This is a genomic window from Acinetobacter vivianii, assembly GCF_014635885.1.
Taxonomy (GTDB): domain Bacteria; phylum Pseudomonadota; class Gammaproteobacteria; order Pseudomonadales; family Moraxellaceae; genus Acinetobacter; species Acinetobacter vivianii.
The window spans coordinates 463,186-480,281 of record NZ_BMDR01000003.1; the positions used below are offsets into that span (position 1 = coordinate 463,186).

The following is a 17,096-nucleotide window of genomic DNA, read 5'->3' on the forward strand; positions in this document are numbered from 1 at the left end:
TTTTCAAAAGGTTCCCTCATGTTAAAACAAACCTTGCTCTATACTGGTAAAGCAAAATCTGTATATGAAACAGATAACGCTGATCACCTGATTTTAGTCTTTCGTGATGATGCCTCGGCATTCAATGGCGAAAAAATCGAGCAACTCGATCGTAAGGGCAAGGTCAACAACCGTTTTAACGCCTTCATCATGGATAAACTGGCTGAAGCAGGCATCGAAACCCATTTTGAAAAATTGCTTTCTCCAACTGAAGTCCTCGTTAAAAAACTTCAGATGATTCCTGTTGAATGTGTCATTCGTAACTATGCTGCTGGTTCACTTTGCCGTCGTTTAGGCGTTGAAGAAGGCAAAGAGTTAACACCGCCAACATTTGAATTATTCTTTAAAGATGATGCTCTTGGCGATCCAATGGTGAATGAATCTCAAGCGATTGCTTTAGGTTGGGCGACTGCTGAACAGCTTGAAAAAATGAAAGAACTCACTTACCAAGTAAATGATGTGCTTAAAGCATTATTCGACGCTGGTAATATGATTCTGGTAGATTTCAAACTTGAATTTGGTGTATTCCATGACCGTATCGTACTGGGTGATGAGTTCTCTCCAGACGGTTGCCGTTTATGGGACAAAGACACCAAGAAAAAACTTGATAAAGACCGTTTCCGCCAAGGTTTAGGTGGTGTGGTTGAAGCCTATGAAGAAGTTGCGGCACGTTTAGGTATTAACCTAGACGATATCTAAGCTCAGCTTAGATCGCATATAAAAAAACCGAGCTGAATAGCTCGGTTTTTTTAGGTCTTTAATTTTTTGAATCCTGATAAATGAGCTTACCTTCTTTATAGGTCGCCACCACCTTGATTTTTTTAATCTCGCGGCTTGGAATAGTCAGCGGATTCCGATCCAGAATCACCAGATCTGCCAGTTTGCCTTGAGCTAAAGTTCCCTTCTGTTGATCTTCAAAATATTGATAGGCAGCCCAGTCCGTCATCGACTTTAACGCCAGATAAGGACTTACCCGTTCATTTGCGCCCAAGACATAATTACTACGGGTGGTTCGATTCACAGTCGCATCAAGCATCATCATGCTACTTGGCGGTACAACAGGCGCATCATGATGTTCGGTAAAAATCAAATGTTTCTTTAACGCCGTTGCTGTTGGAGAAATACGTGCTGCACGCTGCTCACCCAGTGTCTGTTGACGATGCCAGTCCCCCCAATAAAAAGTATGCAGTGAGAAGAAGGAAGGAATAATATCCAGTGCCTTGAGTTGGTCCAGTTGATCATCACGAATCGTTTGTGAATGAATCAGCACACTTCGACGATCTGCTTGACCCTGCTTTTGGGTCGCGTCTTTTACCGCAGTAATAAACTGATCAATTGCAGCATCACCATTGGCATGTGCAAGCACTTGCCAGCCTTGTTTGAAGGCTAAATTAATATAATCCTTCACCTCTTGATCATTGCTGATCGCCGCATAGCCTTTGTAGGTTTTATCCTTGCCTTCAGGCGGCACCAGATACGGTTGTGTCAACCAAGCAGTCTTGCCCTGAGGTGAGCCATCCAGACTGATTTTAACCCCACCAATACGGAAATGGTGATCATATTGACGGCTGCTACCGTATTTGAGCATATAGTCCTTGCTGGTGGTAATATCTGGATAAGACACCATATCAATCGGCAGCTGATTTTGCTGGCCCAAGCTCCGCCACATCTCAGTCGTACCCTGATCTGCCCGTCCTTCCTGTACCGTAGTGAAGCCATTTTTCACGTAAGCATCAATGCCTTTCTGTGCAATCTGGAACATGACAGCGGGTGGTACATCTTTAAAAATCGAACCGATTGCAGTAAAGAGTGCCGACTCCTCAAGGACACCATTCGGTACGTTGGAATTGGCTTCACGGCGAATCACGCCACCCGCAGGATTCGGCGTATTCTGATCGATTTTTAGCAATTCGAGTGCTTTATGATTAACAGAAGCCAGATGTCCAGATTGATGCAAAATCATCACAGGCTGATCTGTTGAGACGCGATCAAGATCAGTTGCGGTGGGATGTCTTTTTTCATTGAGTTGTGCATCATCATAGCCATTGCCCAATATCCAGCCGCCCATGGTCTGAATCACTTCTGGATGCTGCTTTTTCCATGTATTCAGCACATTGACCAATGAATGAATATCCGAGACCTGTCCATCAGGTTGCGGATATAGATTGGCGACCATCTGGTGAAAACCCACCATATTCACATGGCTATGGGCATCGATAAAACTTGGCAGCAAGATTTTGTTTTTGAGATCGATGACTTGAACGGTTTTATCAGCCAGTTGTTCCGCCTGCTGTTTGCTGCCCACAAAACGGATGGTACCATTCTTGACCAGCAAGGCCTCGGCATATTCTGGCGTATCACCACTCATGGTTAAAATGGGGCCGCCATAAAACAGTTTTTCGCTGGAACTGACGGGTATGGATGAAGTTGCACAGCCTGATAGAACAATTGAAAAGGAAGTGACCCATGCAAATTGATGCAGATGGTTACGGTTCATATTTTTAAACCCATATTTTTATTATGCCTTTTATGATTAAAACTGATTCTGGGCTGAATAGAAAGCATTCACTGATTATTTTTGTAATGTTTGTTCAATTTTTTAAGGGCTATGGCACAGAATCTGATCTCGTTCTAAAGACTAAAATAATTTAGCCAGTTTATTCGATACCTTGATTGCAGCATCGTCAATATAACGGCTATAAAACTGCGCCAAAACGATACTTACCACCATCGTAAACAGGCTCGCCAGCAGTCCTGCATTAAAATAAGAGAACGCCAGCTGCGCATGCAAGAGATTGAAGAATGGAATACCCAAGGCATAAAGTATTGCCAAGTGAATCAGATAAATTGAAAAAGACACTTTACCCAGGAACACCAAAGCACGTCGATCAAAAAAGTGGGCCAGCCATTTGCCTTTTAACACAGCATACACAACCAGAAAGCCACCAAGAAAATTCAGATAATCGTAAGTTTGTTCGCCCAGAAATGATATAAAAAACTGATAACTCGAGCTGCTATTATGTGCCCCACAAAAATACAGACCGAACAAGAACAAGAGTATAGAAACAGCCTTCCCTAGCTCTGCCGCATAGCGAAATAGCCCCATTCCCAATATAAAGCTGAGAATGCCAAGTAATACGGTCTGCGAAATCATATAAGCCGCAGCAACGCTCAACAGCAAAAAGAGAGCAGATAAAATGGGCAATTTACTATATAGATAACTTGCCAGATAAATCACCAATGAGCCAAGCAATTCAATTTGCATGGTCCACAGCACCCAGTTATAGCTTGAATCTCCAAACAGAAATGCACCAATGCTTCCTTCATAGAGGGCCGTCTTCAGTTGAGGATGAGGATTGGCCAAAGCAGCCCCCCATTCTGAAACATGCGAGACATCAACGGGCACAAAACATACCAGATAGGCCACAATACAAGAGACAAACGCGGGAATGGCCAAACGTGGATAGCGTTTAATCAATGATTTTTTCAGCTGTGTGGCGGTATTTTGTTTTTTAAAACTGGATAGGGTCAGGACAAAACCACTTAAAACGAAGAAGACAAAAACTGCGCCCGTGCCCGAATAAAAGAAGGCCAATGGAGAATGATGTAATTGTGCAAAAACCTCATATTGAGGCACGCTACTCCAGCCAAAATTATGCATTTGGGGAAAGAAAGTTAACGATAAATGTGACAACACAACGGCGAGACATGCCAAGCCTCGGATACTTTCCGCTGCATTAATTTTGTTTGTGGTCATGGTGGAGCTTTATCATCCTTGATAAGCGGGGATGATGCGACCTTTTATCCAGAGTGTCTAGTGGTCACTTACAAAAATATCATGCTCGATACCAAGTCATGACATGACTCAAACTTTCTGGTACGCCGTGCCCTCTTTTGATATTAACGATTTAAATAATCTCTTAAATAATGTGCTGTATAAGATTCCTTATTTTCTAATAACTGGCTCACTGGCCCTGCAAACATCAGTTCTCCGCCCTGTTCACCCGCCAATGGTCCAATATCAACAATCCAGTCTGCCTGTGTCATGATTTCCAGATTATGCTCAATCACAATGACGGTATTTCCCTGCTCAACGATGGTATTGAGTAGCTGGATCAGTTTAACCGTATCAGACGGATGCAAGCCTGAGCTTGGCTCATCCAGCACGAAAATATTATTGGTCTGATCAAGCTCACGGCTGAGTTTCAGGCGTTGTCGTTCTCCCCCAGAAAAGCTATTCAGGCGTTGACCAATGGCAATATAGTCCAGACCTAAATCAATCAGGGTCTTGAATTGTTGCTTCAATTTAGGCACTTCAAAAAAATCATAAGCCTCTGCAACCGTCATTTTTAAAGCATCGGCAATATTCTTATCTTTATAAAGATAGTTGAGTACCTGTTCTGCATAGCCTGAACCATGACAGACCTCACAGACCATTTCGACATCATCCAGAAAGGCCAGCTCAATTTTCTCAATACCTGAACCTTTACACTGCGGACACGCCCCTTCACTATTAAAACTAAACAGTTTCGCGCTGACCTTATTCTGTTGCGCATATAACTGGCGAATGCTGTCCAGCAAGTCCAGATAAGTGAGTAAATTTGATCGGATCGTTGCAGTAATGGCAGATTGATCAATAATTTGCACTTCGGGATATTGCTGCGGTAAGACTTTACTCATCAACGTACTTTTACCTGAGCCAGCAACACCCGTTACCACGGTCAGACAATTCTTGGGAATATCAACGCTAATATTCTTCAGGTTAAAGAGCCGCGCATTTTTTATGGTCATTTTTTCCAGACTGCTTCGTGCCACCTGTTTATATTGATTGGGGCGCTGGAAAAACTGCCCTGTTAAACCAGAGGAGCTTTTAAGGTCCGCAAAACTCCCCTGATAAATGACTTCACCGCCCTTTTTTCCAGATAAAGGGCCCATATCAATCACATGATCCGCAATCCGGATCAGGTCTGGATCATGCTCCACCAACAGCACGCTATTGCCCTTATCCTTAATTTTTTGAATGATCTGGATGATATTTTCCAGGTCTTTAGGGTGAAGGCCAATGCTGGGCTCATCGAAAATATAAAGCAGATCGACCAGACTATTGCCCAGATGTTTGACCATTTTTATGCGTTGCGACTCTCCACCCGATAAGGTGTTGCTGACGCGATCCAGTGTCAGATAACTGAGCCCAACCAAATTTAAATAATGAAGTTTATTGCGAATTTCATGTAATACCGTCTCCAGCTTTTCATTCTCGATCGATTCGATAAAGTTCAGCAATTTAGCCACCGACAATGCAGTGCAGTCTGAGATATTTTTACCCTGAATCTTGCAACTCAGCGAAGTCTGATTCAGACGCTGCCCCTGACAAAGACTACATTTTTCGACAGTAATGATCTTGTCCAGAATATTGCGATAACGGTTGCGCTCTTGTGCTTCACCTTTTAAAAAATTTCGCTCAAAACGTGGAATCAGGCCCTCATATAAAGCTGTTTTTCTCCAGTCTTTGCGAGGATGACGCGGTTTATGCTGTGCAGCATTTAAGAAAAGCTCCCACTCTTCCGCATCATAATCCTTAAGCTTTTTATCCAGATCAAAATAGCCCGAGTCGGCATAACGGGTCCAGCGCCAAGCATGTGGCTGATAGGTCGGAAAGTCGATTGGCCCTTCATTTAGAGATTTCTCTAGATCTAGAATTTTATAGATATCAATAGTCTGTTCCAGACCGATCCCATCACATTGTGGACACATGCCATTGGGGTGATTAAATGAAAAAACATGAGAGTACCCGACAAAAGGCTCACCCATTCGTGAAAACAACAATCTTAAATTGGCATATATATCGGTAATGGTGGCGATGGTTGAGCGGATATTTCCGGTTAAGGGCTTCTGGTTGATGATCACGGGAACATTCAGATTTTCAATTTTATCAACATCCGCCACCCCAAAATGCTGCAAGCGGTTGCGCACAAAACTGTCCTGTGTTTCATTGATTTGGCGTTGTGCTTCGGCGCCAATGGTTTCAAAAACCAGTGAAGATTTACCTGAACCTGAAACACCCGTGAACACAACGATTTTGTTTTTGGGAATTTTTAATGAAATATTTTTAAGATTATTTTGCCGCGCGCCGTAAATATTGATTGTTCTGCTACTCATCTGCCGTCTCGCTATGCTCTTTAAAACCACGATAAGCCAAAAAGAATGTGAGAGATGTAGCTGTTTTTATGAATAAATGAAATTGATGTAATGGGCTGCTGGATCGCCAAAGCTGTGACCATCCAGCGCTATAAAACTAGAGATAATTTATTGTTGCTGATCTTGCTGCTGCCAACGGCGCTGTTGTAAACGTTCGCCTTCAACTTCACGCTTATTCAGGGCACGCTCATACAGCTTGGTACCGCGTAGCTCAGGTGGCAAATATTCCTGTAATACAAAATGTTCAGGATAATTATGCGGATAGAGATAATCGACGCCATAGCCCTGCTGTTTCATCAACTTGGTCGGTGCATTGCGCAGATGTAAAGGCACAGGCAAGTTCGCCGTTTTTTCTGCCAGCTCCAGGGCACGGTTAATCGCCAGATAGGTACTATTACTTTTCGGACTGGTCGCCAGATAAACAGCGCATTGGCCCAAAATAATCCGTGCTTCCGGCATGCCCACCGCCTGTACTGAACGGAAACATTCTCCCGCCAGCAACAAGGCATTGGGATTAGAGTTACCAATATCTTCCGATGCGGCAATCAACATACGACGTGCGATAAACACCGGATCTTCACCGCCTTTCAGCATACGCGCCATCCAGTACAACGTTGCATCCGGATCACTCCCGCGAATAGATTTGATAAATGCCGACACCAGATCGTAATGCTGCTCACCAGATTTATCATAGCGGGCAATATTTTGCTGCGCCACTTTGACCACAATCGCATTGGTGACCATATTTTCCACGTCAGGCTCAAAAGTACTGGCGATCAGGTCAATCAGATTCAGTGCCTTGCGCGCGTCACCCGCTGCAAATTGAATCAATGCATCATATTCTTCGATATGAATAAAACGCTCTTTTAAAAACTTATCTGTTTGTATCGCTTTATTCAGCAAGGTTTGAATGGCATCTGTATCCAGACTGTTCAGAGTATACACCTGACAGCGAGACAGCAACGCACTGTTCACCTCGAAAGACGGATTCTCCGTGGTTGCGCCGATCAAGGTAATTTTGCCTTTCTCAACGGCATTGAGTAAGGCATCTTGCTGCGACTTATTGAAGCGATGAATTTCGTCAATAAACACAACAGGCGTCAACAGATCACCGCTTTCAGCAATCACTTCCCGAAGCTCTTTCACGCCCGTATTCAGTGCTGACAAGCTCACAAAAGGACGATCAACCGCTTGGGCCAGTAATAATGCGATCGTGGTTTTTCCTACCCCTGGCGGTCCCCAGAAGATAATCGAAGGCAAATGCCCCTGATCAATCATTTGACGTAAGGGTGCATTTTCGCCCAGTAAATGATCTTGCCCGATAATTTCTGACAAATCACGAGGACGTAAACGTTCAGGTAAAGGAATATGCGTATCTGACATCATCAATGGCTTTATGCTGTTTTATCCTAGTCTATTGTGTCTGGCACAAATCTACAATTTGAATCTGCACTCACTGCGTCATTCTATCGCGCACTGTTTTGCTGAATCAGTTGCTGTATCACGTTGTAGCTGGCTTTAATCCGTTCTTCATTCGGGAAATTGGTATTGGCCAACATCACGATGCCAATCTTTTGTTGCGGGATAAAAGCAGCATAAGCACCAAAACCATTGGTCGCACCAGTTTTATTAAAAAAGGTCGCTGCTGGAGCAATTTTTGGCTGCGCGATTGGTGTCACCGCATGGCTTTCTAAAGCCATTTTGCTGGAGTTGCCCTGTAATAACGTTTCCAATTTCGTTGGATAAGCATATTGCTCCCAACCTAAACCCTGTGTCATTGCGCCTACTTTAAAATAACCCACATGCGTATTTTCAATGCCTTTACGTAGTGGTTGTTTCAACTGTTGCGGATTGATTTGTGCATCCAGAAATTTCAGCATGTCCGCGCTGCTACTTTTCACGCCATAGGCTTCAGCATCAAACATCCCAGGTGATACCCGCATGGCCTGATCCGCCTTATAACCCCAGGCATAATTCGGCATTTGCTGCTCAGGGACTTGAATAAAACTTTGTTTGAGACCTAACTGAGGAAAAAGTGTTTTTTCTAACAATTCGGTATAAGGCTTTTTCATGGCCAAGGCAGTGACATAGCCCATCAAGCCGATACTTGGGTTGGAATATTGACGGGCAGCACCGATGGTGGTCTTCGGCTGCCATGCCTGAAAATACTTGATCATCTCCTGTTGCTGAACCACCTCATCAGGGAACTGCAACGGAAAGCCGCCCGCAGTATAGGTGCCCAAATTCAATAGGGTGGCACGATTCACAGCACTGTTTTTAAGTTCAGGGAAATATTTGGCAGGATGGTCAGACAAGGAGAGTCGTCCTTGTGCCTGTGCATAGCCTGCTAAAGTTGCATTAAAGGTCTTACTCACCGAGCCAAGTTCAAATAAGGTATTGTTGCGAATCGGCTGTTGGCTCTGTTTTGAAGCCACTCCATAATTCACAAAATAATGTTGTCCATTTAAAGTGATCCCCACCGCCATTCCTGGGATTTTGTATTGTTGTAAAAGCGGTTTAAATTGCTGGTCAACAATAGCTTTTACTTGCTGCTCGCTGAGCTGTTGTGCCCAAAGCGGTGCACTGCAAGACAGAAGTCCTGCAAGTACACATAATTTTTTCGCAGGTATAGAGAACCGTTTTGAATTTGGCATGGATGATTTCACTTTAAGTTAATAATTAAGAAGCTGTTAGTTTGAGTAATTTGGCTTGCGCACCATCCTCAATGACCCAGATCGAACCATCTTGAGCCTGATGTAAACCACGAATCCGCTGTTTCATATCTAGTCGCTGAATCTCTTTCACAGGTTGCGATTTTAAGTCCACCACCACAATGGCTTTGGAAGATAAACCACCGATGAGCGCCTTATGTTGCCATAAAGGGAACTGCTGACCTGAGTAAATGATCATGCTGGAAGGCGAAATTACAGGGGTCCAGTCGATTTCAGGCGCTTTAAACTCAGGACGGGTGCTGTGATCTGGGATCGGTAAACCTGAATAATGATCACCATTGGAGACTTTCGGATAACCGTAGTTGGCACCTTTCAGGATCAGATTCAGCTCATCACCACCTTTAGGCCCCATCTCGACCACCCAGAGCTGCCCTTTCTCATCAAATGCCATACCGAGTGGATTACGATGACCCAGTGACCAGATTTCAGCAGTGACACCACTTTGCTGCTGAAATGGATTGCCATCCACAGGGATGCCATCATCATTCAAGCGCAACACTTTGCCTAGATTACTTTTTAAATCCTGAGCTGGATCAAACTTCTGGCGCTCTCCTGAACTCACCCATAACTTTCCATCTGAACCAAACAGCATCCGATGTCCGTAATGTCCCTGACCAGAGACCTTCGGCACTTGCTGCCAGATGGTTTTTAAATCGGTCAATTTGGGTTGCTCCGGATTGGATAAATCCAGCTTGGCACGTGAAATCACCGCGCCGTATCCACCTTGTCCTTTGCTGGCATAACTCAAATAGAGCCAATGGTTATGCTGAAAATCGGGATGTAAAACCACATCGCCAAGTCCGCCCTGTCCACCATAACTTACTGAAGGAACACCTGAAACATTCAGGCTGGTCTTGGTTTTAGGATCAAATAATTTTAATTGTCCTTTGCGTTCTGTAATCAACAAACGTTGATCAGGCAGACTGGTCACCGCCCAAGGCTCATCAAATGAAGCGACCGTCTCGGTACGATAGGTCTGCTTAGCCGTATTGGTTGAGTTTTGCTGCTCAGCATTTTGATCAGGGGTTTTAGAATTGGTATTGTTCGGACCACAGGCCAACAAAAATAAAAAACTGCTGCAAACCAAAGGTGTTATCAATAATTTCTTCATTACTTATCTCCCTCTTTATAAGACTCATCTTACGGAGATACGCAAATCAAAATACTGTAAAAATGTTGTTTTATGCAAAGCATGTTTTAAACATTTGGTGAAATTTTCAGTTAGCGGACCCAGCGCACGATATAGTCTTCGATCTGCTCTTCATCAATCTCGCTTTCAGAGATGCAACGTCCTGCGGCAGATTTCTTGGCTCGAATCACGCTCTGACGAGAACCAGTATTTAAATAATGCCATGAGGGTAAATTCTTGCCTTCACTCAAACGACGATAGGCACAGCTCGGCGGTAACCATGAGATTGTTGTGAGCTGCTCTAATGTGAGCTGGATGCAATCTGGTACTTGCTGCTGACGGTTAGGATAATCTGAACAACGTGCTGTTTTACAGTCCAGTAATTTGCACGACACTTTGGTATAGGCAACTTCGGCAGTCTCCTCATCTTCCAGTTTTACTAGACAACACAAACCGCAGCCATCACACAATGCTTCCCACTCAGCCTCATTGAGCTGATCAAGCGAATATTGTTTCCAGAAGTTAGGACGCAGTTCGAGGGACATACCAGTTGTTTCTATTTCAAACGAGTGTTTGATTATAGCATTGCTGTCCTAGGTCTTGCTTTTCAATCTCATTTCTAGCTTAACATTTCTTTAAGTATTAAACATTTGAACCACAGAAACACCACATTTTGTTCAAAAAACCCACGCTATATTAGATTCATAACGAAAAATTAGGAGGACACGACATGTTCCGTTGGGCCATTATTTTTGCTGTAATCGCACTCATTGCCAGTTTATTAGGTTTTGGTGGGGTTGCTGGTTTATCCAAAGATTTCGCTGTGATCTTACTGGTTGTCGCCGTGATCTTAGCCATCGTTGGTTTCATATCCAGAGGTAAAGTCTAAGGATTTAACCCGACTTAATAAAAAAGAAGAATCTCCGTATTCTTCTTTTTTTATGCCTGTGTAAGACCAAGACGCTAGCATTTGTTGTTTGACGATATCTTCAATTTTCTTTTTTTATGCTTTAATCAATGCATTCTAAAAATACAGATCAGGATTATAGAATGAGCTTTACAGTCAATACTCGTGAAATTGAATACACTGCACCAGATGGTCAACGCCTGATTGGTTATTTCGCAACGCCCGTCACTGATCAACCCGTTGCTGGGGTGATTGTTGCACCTGAATGGTGGGGTCGTAATGAATATACCGAACAACGCGCGCGTGAGCTAGCCGAACATGGTTTTGCCGCACTAGCAATTGATATGTATGGCGATAAAAAAGTTACAACGGCTGTACCTCAAGCTTCAACATGGATGAATCATACCTTTGAACAGCCAGAGACCATTGTTGATCGTGCTCAGGCAGGTCTCTCAACCTTGGCTGCTCAACCAGAAGTCAATGCTGAAAAACTGGCGGCAATTGGTTTCTGTTATGGCGGAAAAGTAGTGCTGGATTTAGCGCGCTCAGGCGCACAGATCGAAGCAGTTGCAACCTTCCATGCGGTTTTAAGTCCAAAAGCACCGGCTGAAAAAGGCAAGATAAAGGCTGAGATTTTAGTTCTGCATGGCGAGCTAGATAGCATGGTAACTTTGGATGATGTTGCGAGCTTCCGTCAGGAAATGCATGATGCTGAAGTCGACCACGACGTGATTATTTTTGAAGATGCCAAGCATGGTTTTAGTAACCCGCTTGCTGATGAACGTGCCAAAGCCAACAATGTTGATTTAGGTTATAACGCAGAAGCAGAGCGCCAAGGGCTTGAAGCAATGTATGAGCTGTTAGATAAACATTTGAAGTAATCGGTAAATGATTTTTCAAAACCTAAATCCCTGTCAATATCATCCTGATATTTAAGCTTGTGCAAAGGCGGCATCCATGCCGCCTACCCAAAAACAAATAACGACTAAAATTTAATAAAAGTTTGAAATGCTTTGCTATCTATACACTGTTTATGTTTCAACAGAATTTTAACGCCTAAAAAACCTATTTCCGCTATACTACAGCCCTGCTTTTTATTGACCTGATTCATGTCTGATTTCTCATTTTCTGATGCACTACTTCGCTGGTACGACCAACACGGTCGCCACGACTTACCTTGGCAAATCGCCGATGATCCTTACAAGGTATGGGTCTCAGAAATCATGCTGCAACAGACCCAAGTCAAAACCGTACTGCAATATTTCGATCGTTTTATCGAACGCTTTCCAACCGTGGAAAGTCTGGGACAAGCCAGTTGGGACGATGTCGCCCCCTATTGGGCAGGACTTGGTTACTACGCCCGTGCCCGTAACCTGCATAAAGCTGCGGGAATCGTCAGCCAGAAAGGTAAATTCCCAGAAACACTAGAAGAGTGGATAGAACTCCCTGGCATTGGCCGTTCAACTGCAGGGGCGCTAATGTCATTGGGCTTACGCCAATACGGCGTGATTATGGACGGCAACGTAAAACGCGTTTTGGCCCGTTTTCTTGCCATCGAAGATGACCTATCCAAACCACAGCACGAACGGGCGCTCTGGCAAATCGCAGAAGAGCTTTGTCCGCACCAACGCAACCATGATTACACACAGGCAATTATGGATTTAGGCGCGACGGTGTGTACCCCGAAAAAACCCCTGTGTTTATATTGTCCAATGCAACAGCATTGTCAGGCCTACCAGCAAGGTGTGGAACAGCAACTTCCTTTTAAAAAAGCCAAAAAACCCGTTCCAGTCAAAACAGCCAATGTGTTACTGATCCAATCTGGTGATGAATGGCTGTGGCAACAACGTGAAGCCCACGGGCTGTGGGGCGGATTGTACTGCCTCCCTATCATTGAGCAAGCAACCGAATTACAACAGATTGAACAGCACTTTAAACTGCAAGCTCAAGTATCATCTTTGCAGATTAGCCATAGCTTCACTCACTTTACATGGTTACTGAATGAACAGCCGTTCCACGTGGAACATGATCAAAAAGAACAGCTCAGTATTGAACTCAATGGCGTATGGCTGAGTCCAGAAACAGCAATTGCCAAAGGTATTCCCACGGCTATGAAAAAACTGATTACAGCAAAGAAAAAAGCTTAAGTGACCTCAATGCTGTAGATCAAAATATAAGGAGTTTTTGTGCGTCATCCAATTTCTTATACGCTGCTTGGTGTGTTCATTATTTTACTTTCAGCTTGTGCCACAGCGCCGAAAAAACCAGCACCTTTGCCAAATGCACAGGTTAATAAGCTGAAAAGCATGCGCTTGGATAGCCGCTTGCCAGTTCCAGTAAAAGGCGTCAGCCGCAATGAATTACGAGATACTTGGGGCGCTGCCCGCAGTCAGGGACGTAGCCATGAAGGTATTGATATCATGGCAGAGCGCGGTACGAAAGTGTATAGTGCGACCGAGGGCTTAGTTGCTGATTTACGTAATAATAATTTAGGTGGAAAGGTGATCTGGATCATTGGTCCAGCAGGTTCGTGGCATTATTACGCCCATCTTAACGGACATAAGCGTGGTCTCAATGTCGGGGACTATGTTCGCAAAGGCGACCTGATCGGTTATGTGGGCAATACGGGCAATGCGCGTTATACCTCTCCACATTTACATTACGGAATTTATTTAAATGGCAAAGGGCGTGGTGCAGTCAATCCATACCCATATTTACGTTAGGAATCTACAATGTCTGAAGCATTGATTGAACGGCTGGTAGTATTTGCAGAGTCGGGTAACCAGCAAAAAATCATCCTGAATGGCACTTGCTATCAAGGCTGGATCATGGAAATTACTGAAGATGCCTTGCTCATCAGTACGGGTTTTGCCGATAAATCGGGGAAAGACTTTTGGCTTAAATTTGCTGATTTAAACAACGCAGAACTGTATTATTGGGATACTCGCCCAAATGAATGGGTGGCATTCAAAATTTAATTATCATGTACATATAACAATAAGGAGCATCAAATATGTCAACTCAACGCTGTGGCTGGTGCTCCGATGATCCGCTCTATATGGCCTACCATGATCAGGAGTGGGGCAAGCCACAACATGATGAAGCACATTTATTTGAAATGCTCTGTCTTGAAGGTCAACAAGCAGGACTTTCTTGGATCACAGTTCTGAAAAAACGTGAACACTACCGCACTCATTTCTTCGACCATCCCATCACAAAAATTGCTGCACTGACAGATGATGAACTGGAACTCAAGCTCAGTGATGCAGGTTTAATCCGTCACATTGGCAAACTGAAAGCAATTCGAGACAATGCGCTGGCTTGGCTCAAACTCAAAGATGAAGTCTCAGATGTACCTGCCTGGCTATGGAGTTTTGTGGATCATCAAACCGAAAATAATGATGTAGTGAATTATCGCGAAGCCCCTGCCCAAACAGAAATAAGCAAAAAATTATCTAAAACACTCAAAAAGCGTGGTTTTAAGTTTGTCGGCCCGACCACCTGTTATGCTTTTATGCAAGCCGTTGGCATGGTCAATGACCACGAAAATCATTGTCATTTTAAATAATCAAAAATTATCGCTTTTCCTTCAACAGGAGTTCCTTGAATGAGCAATAACCAGATTCGTGCTTATGCAGCAATGCAGGCTGGTGAACAGTTAGTTCCTTATCAATTTGATGCGGGCGAGTTACAGGCGCATCAGGTTGAAGTCAAAGTCGAATATTGTGGCCTGTGCCATTCCGATCTATCTGTCATTAATAATGACTGGCATTCATCCGTCTACCCTGCGGTCGCTGGACATGAAATTATTGGTACCATCGTTGCGCTTGGTTCTGAAGCGAAAGGACTTCAGATCGGTCAACGTGTTGGTATCGGCTGGACGGCTGAAACCTGTCAGGCCTGTGATCCATGTATTGGCGGTAATCAGGTGCTCTGTACGGGTGAAAAGATTTCAACCATTGTCGGGCATGCAGGTGGTTTTGCCGATAAGGTCCGTGCAGGCTGGCAATGGGTCATTCCGCTGCCAGAAGCGTTAAATCCAGAAAGTGCAGGTCCGCTACTGTGTGGAGGTATTACTGTATTTGATCCTTTGCTGAAACATAAAATTCAGGCGACCCACCATGTCGGGGTGATTGGAATTGGTGGTCTCGGCCATATGGCGATTAAATTGCTCAAGGCATGGGGTTGCGAAGTGACCGCATTTAGCTCTAGCCCAGACAAGACCGATGAATTGAAAGCCATGGGTGCAGATCATGTGGTGAATAGTCGTGATGCACAAGCCATCAAGGCACAACGCGGCAAATTTGATTTGTTGCTCAGTACGGTGAATGTGACGCTGAATTGGCAAGCCTACCTCAGCACGCTTGCAGCGAATGGCAGTCTACATTTCTTAGGCGTGACTTTAGAACCAATTCCAGTATCAGTTGGAACACTCATGAATGGGGCTAAATCAGTCACTTCCTCTCCAACAGGTTCTCCTTTGGCACTGCGCCAGCTTTTACAATTTGCAGCGCGTAAAAATATTGCCCCACAGATTGAGCTATACCCAATGTCTCAACTCAATGAGGCAATTGAACGACTGCATTCAGGCCAAGCGCGCTATCGTATCGTTCTAAAAGCAGACTTCGATTAATTCAAACTTTTTCGCGTCCAGTCCGCCAATTGCTGTATGGCTTGGCGGATTTCTACAGTTAAGGCATGTCCCGCATTTAAGCGTAGAAAATGCTGATAGCGTCGGTCTTCTCCAAAAACTTCCCCCGGCACGATATTAATGCCCTGCTCTTGCGCCAGATAATAAAGCTCCAAACCTGTAATACTCGCTGGAAGTTGCAGCCATAAAGCATAACCACCCTGTGACTGACTCAAGGCTATCGGAATCCCCTGAAACACCTCTAAGATAAAAGCCCGATACTGCTCCACCTGCTGCATAAGCTGAGGTCTTAAATGATCGAGATGCTCCCGATAACCACGACTATAAATAAAATCAGCCAGACCCAACTGTAAAGGCGTATTCACCCCCACATTATTTGCCAATAATTTCGGTCTTAAATATTGTAATTGCTGTCCCAAACAGAACCAGCCAACACGATAAGCGGCCGATAAAGATTTAGACACCGATCCACACCAGATCACATAGCCCTCCTGATCCCAATAGCGTATCGGCAAAGGTCGCTCCTTCTGGAAACTGCATTCTCCATAAATATCATCTTCCAGAATAAAACACTCATACTGCTGAGCCAGCTTGGCGATGTGCTGCTTTTCTTCATTCGTCAGGCAATAGCCCAAAGGATTTTGAAAATTGGCGGTCATCAAACACAGCTTGGCACTGCCCTGTTTCATAAAGAATTCCAAACGCTCCAGATCAATGCCACGATGGTCGGCTGGAATTTCGATAATCTTACGTTTCAGGCTGGCCAACATTTGCAACTGACCATTAAAGGTGGGTGTTGGAATCAGAATGCTATCGCCTTGTTTGGTGATCTGCTGAATCAACAGCGACAATGCAGGCATACACCCATTGCTGATAAAAATATCGTCCGTCGCAACATAGATACCATCTTCGCGCCAATGATCCGACAAGGCCTGTCGCAACTGGTGGTGTCCCTGTTTATTACAATATAGAAAATCTTCTGGCTGACAGTGTTTCAGCGCACGTTGCAAGGAACGGCGTAAGCCATCCACGGGAATCAAATGTGGGGATAATTGAATCGCGCCCAAAGGCGTTAAATGGTTCTGGATCGAAGCGGTTTGAATCTGATTTTGCAGGTCTAAATTTGAAACTTGCCGAATCATCGATTCAAAACGTGGGCTATCAGGTACAGGACTTTGATATTGCCTTGAACTGACGAAATAACCCGATTTGGCTTTGACATAAATCAGCCCTTTGGCTTCCAGTAATTCATAGCATTGCTGTGCCGTACTCAGGCTAACACTTTGCAGACGAGCAAATTCCCTTAAAGAACTGAGCTTCTGCTGAGGTTGTAATTCATGTTGATAAATTTTATGTGCCAGCTGTTCTGCTAAACGTTGATATTGGAAAGTCATCTCTGTACTGCTTTTTTATAAATTTCTGTATCTGTATTGGTTTATA

16 protein-coding genes are annotated in these 17,096 nt (G+C 44.1%); 8 read left to right on the forward strand and 8 right to left on the reverse strand.

Going from position 1 to position 17,096, the window contains the following annotated elements:
- The first annotated feature begins 18 nt into the window (after positions 1 to 18).
- A complete protein-coding gene (gene purC, locus IEV36_RS08750; RefSeq protein ID WP_005260273.1) occupies positions 19 to 738 on the forward strand; it encodes a phosphoribosylaminoimidazolesuccinocarboxamide synthase in 720 nt (239 codons plus the stop codon).
- Positions 739 to 796: 58 nt separating this feature from the next.
- Here purC and IEV36_RS08755 read toward each other — a convergent pair whose 3' ends face one another.
- From IEV36_RS08755 to IEV36_RS08785, 7 genes are all read right to left on the reverse strand, one after another.
- Entirely contained in the window at positions 797 to 2,536 is a 1,740-nt protein-coding gene (locus IEV36_RS08755; RefSeq protein WP_005260278.1) for an amidohydrolase, read from the reverse strand.
- A 141-nt stretch (positions 2,537 to 2,677) separates the two neighbouring features.
- Positions 2,678 to 3,796 (reverse strand): acyltransferase family protein, encoded by a 1,119-nt coding sequence (locus IEV36_RS08760; protein WP_005260280.1) that lies wholly within the window; start codon positions 3,794 to 3,796, stop codon positions 2,678 to 2,680.
- A gap of 143 nt (positions 3,797 to 3,939) precedes the next feature.
- Entirely contained in the window at positions 3,940 to 6,198 is a 2,259-nt protein-coding gene (locus IEV36_RS08765) for an ATP-binding cassette domain-containing protein (RefSeq protein ID WP_005260282.1), read from the reverse strand.
- 147 nt (positions 6,199 to 6,345) lie between these two features.
- Positions 6,346 to 7,620, reverse strand: a complete 1,275-nt coding sequence (locus IEV36_RS08770; protein WP_155757710.1) for a replication-associated recombination protein A — start codon at positions 7,618 to 7,620, stop codon at positions 6,346 to 6,348.
- Between the two features lie 83 nt (positions 7,621 to 7,703).
- A complete protein-coding gene (gene ampC / locus IEV36_RS08775) occupies positions 7,704 to 8,891 on the reverse strand; it encodes a class C beta-lactamase (protein WP_005260284.1) in 1,188 nt (395 codons plus the stop codon).
- A gap of 25 nt (positions 8,892 to 8,916) precedes the next feature.
- Positions 8,917 to 10,080, reverse strand: coding sequence for a PQQ-dependent sugar dehydrogenase (locus IEV36_RS08780; RefSeq protein ID WP_005260285.1), 1,164 nt, complete (start codon positions 10,078 to 10,080; stop codon positions 8,917 to 8,919).
- Positions 10,081 to 10,190: 110 nt separating this feature from the next.
- On the reverse strand, positions 10,191 to 10,643 hold the full coding sequence (locus IEV36_RS08785) for a YcgN family cysteine cluster protein (protein ID WP_004776390.1): 453 nt from the start codon (positions 10,641 to 10,643) through the stop codon (positions 10,191 to 10,193).
- A gap of 185 nt (positions 10,644 to 10,828) precedes the next feature.
- Here IEV36_RS08785 and IEV36_RS08790 point away from each other — a divergent pair, with 185 nt between their 5' ends.
- The 7 genes from IEV36_RS08790 (at position 10,829) to ahr (ending at position 15,638) form a co-directional block, all read left to right on the forward strand.
- A complete protein-coding gene (locus IEV36_RS08790) occupies positions 10,829 to 10,987 on the forward strand; it encodes a DUF1328 domain-containing protein (RefSeq protein WP_004776391.1) in 159 nt (52 codons plus the stop codon).
- A 161-nt stretch (positions 10,988 to 11,148) separates the two neighbouring features.
- Positions 11,149 to 11,886, forward strand: a complete 738-nt coding sequence (locus IEV36_RS08795; RefSeq protein ID WP_005260287.1) for a dienelactone hydrolase family protein — start codon at positions 11,149 to 11,151, stop codon at positions 11,884 to 11,886.
- A 228-nt stretch (positions 11,887 to 12,114) separates the two neighbouring features.
- Positions 12,115 to 13,152 (forward strand): A/G-specific adenine glycosylase, encoded by a 1,038-nt coding sequence (gene mutY / locus IEV36_RS08800; RefSeq protein ID WP_005260289.1) that lies wholly within the window; start codon positions 12,115 to 12,117, stop codon positions 13,150 to 13,152.
- 39 nt (positions 13,153 to 13,191) lie between these two features.
- Complete coding sequence (locus IEV36_RS08805) at positions 13,192 to 13,728, forward strand: M23 family metallopeptidase (protein ID WP_004776395.1); 537 nt, start codon at positions 13,192 to 13,194, stop codon at positions 13,726 to 13,728.
- A 9-nt stretch (positions 13,729 to 13,737) separates the two neighbouring features.
- Positions 13,738 to 13,983: a hypothetical protein gene (locus IEV36_RS08810; protein ID WP_005260292.1), complete on the forward strand. Its 246-nt coding sequence runs from the start codon at positions 13,738 to 13,740 to the stop codon at positions 13,981 to 13,983.
- 35 nt (positions 13,984 to 14,018) lie between these two features.
- Positions 14,019 to 14,573 carry a DNA-3-methyladenine glycosylase I gene (locus IEV36_RS08815; protein WP_005260294.1) on the forward strand — a complete coding sequence of 185 codons (555 nt, stop codon included), beginning with the start codon at positions 14,019 to 14,021 and terminating at the stop codon, positions 14,571 to 14,573.
- Between the two features lie 39 nt (positions 14,574 to 14,612).
- Positions 14,613 to 15,638 carry an NADPH-dependent aldehyde reductase Ahr gene (ahr, locus tag IEV36_RS08820; protein WP_005260296.1) on the forward strand — a complete coding sequence of 342 codons (1,026 nt, stop codon included), beginning with the start codon at positions 14,613 to 14,615 and terminating at the stop codon, positions 15,636 to 15,638.
- On the opposite strand, the gene IEV36_RS08825 is transcribed toward ahr, so the two are convergent.
- Entirely contained in the window at positions 15,635 to 17,050 is a 1,416-nt protein-coding gene (locus IEV36_RS08825) for an aminotransferase-like domain-containing protein (protein WP_004776399.1), read from the reverse strand. The genes ahr and IEV36_RS08825 overlap by 4 nt on opposite strands.
- Positions 17,051 to 17,096 lie beyond the last annotated feature (46 nt).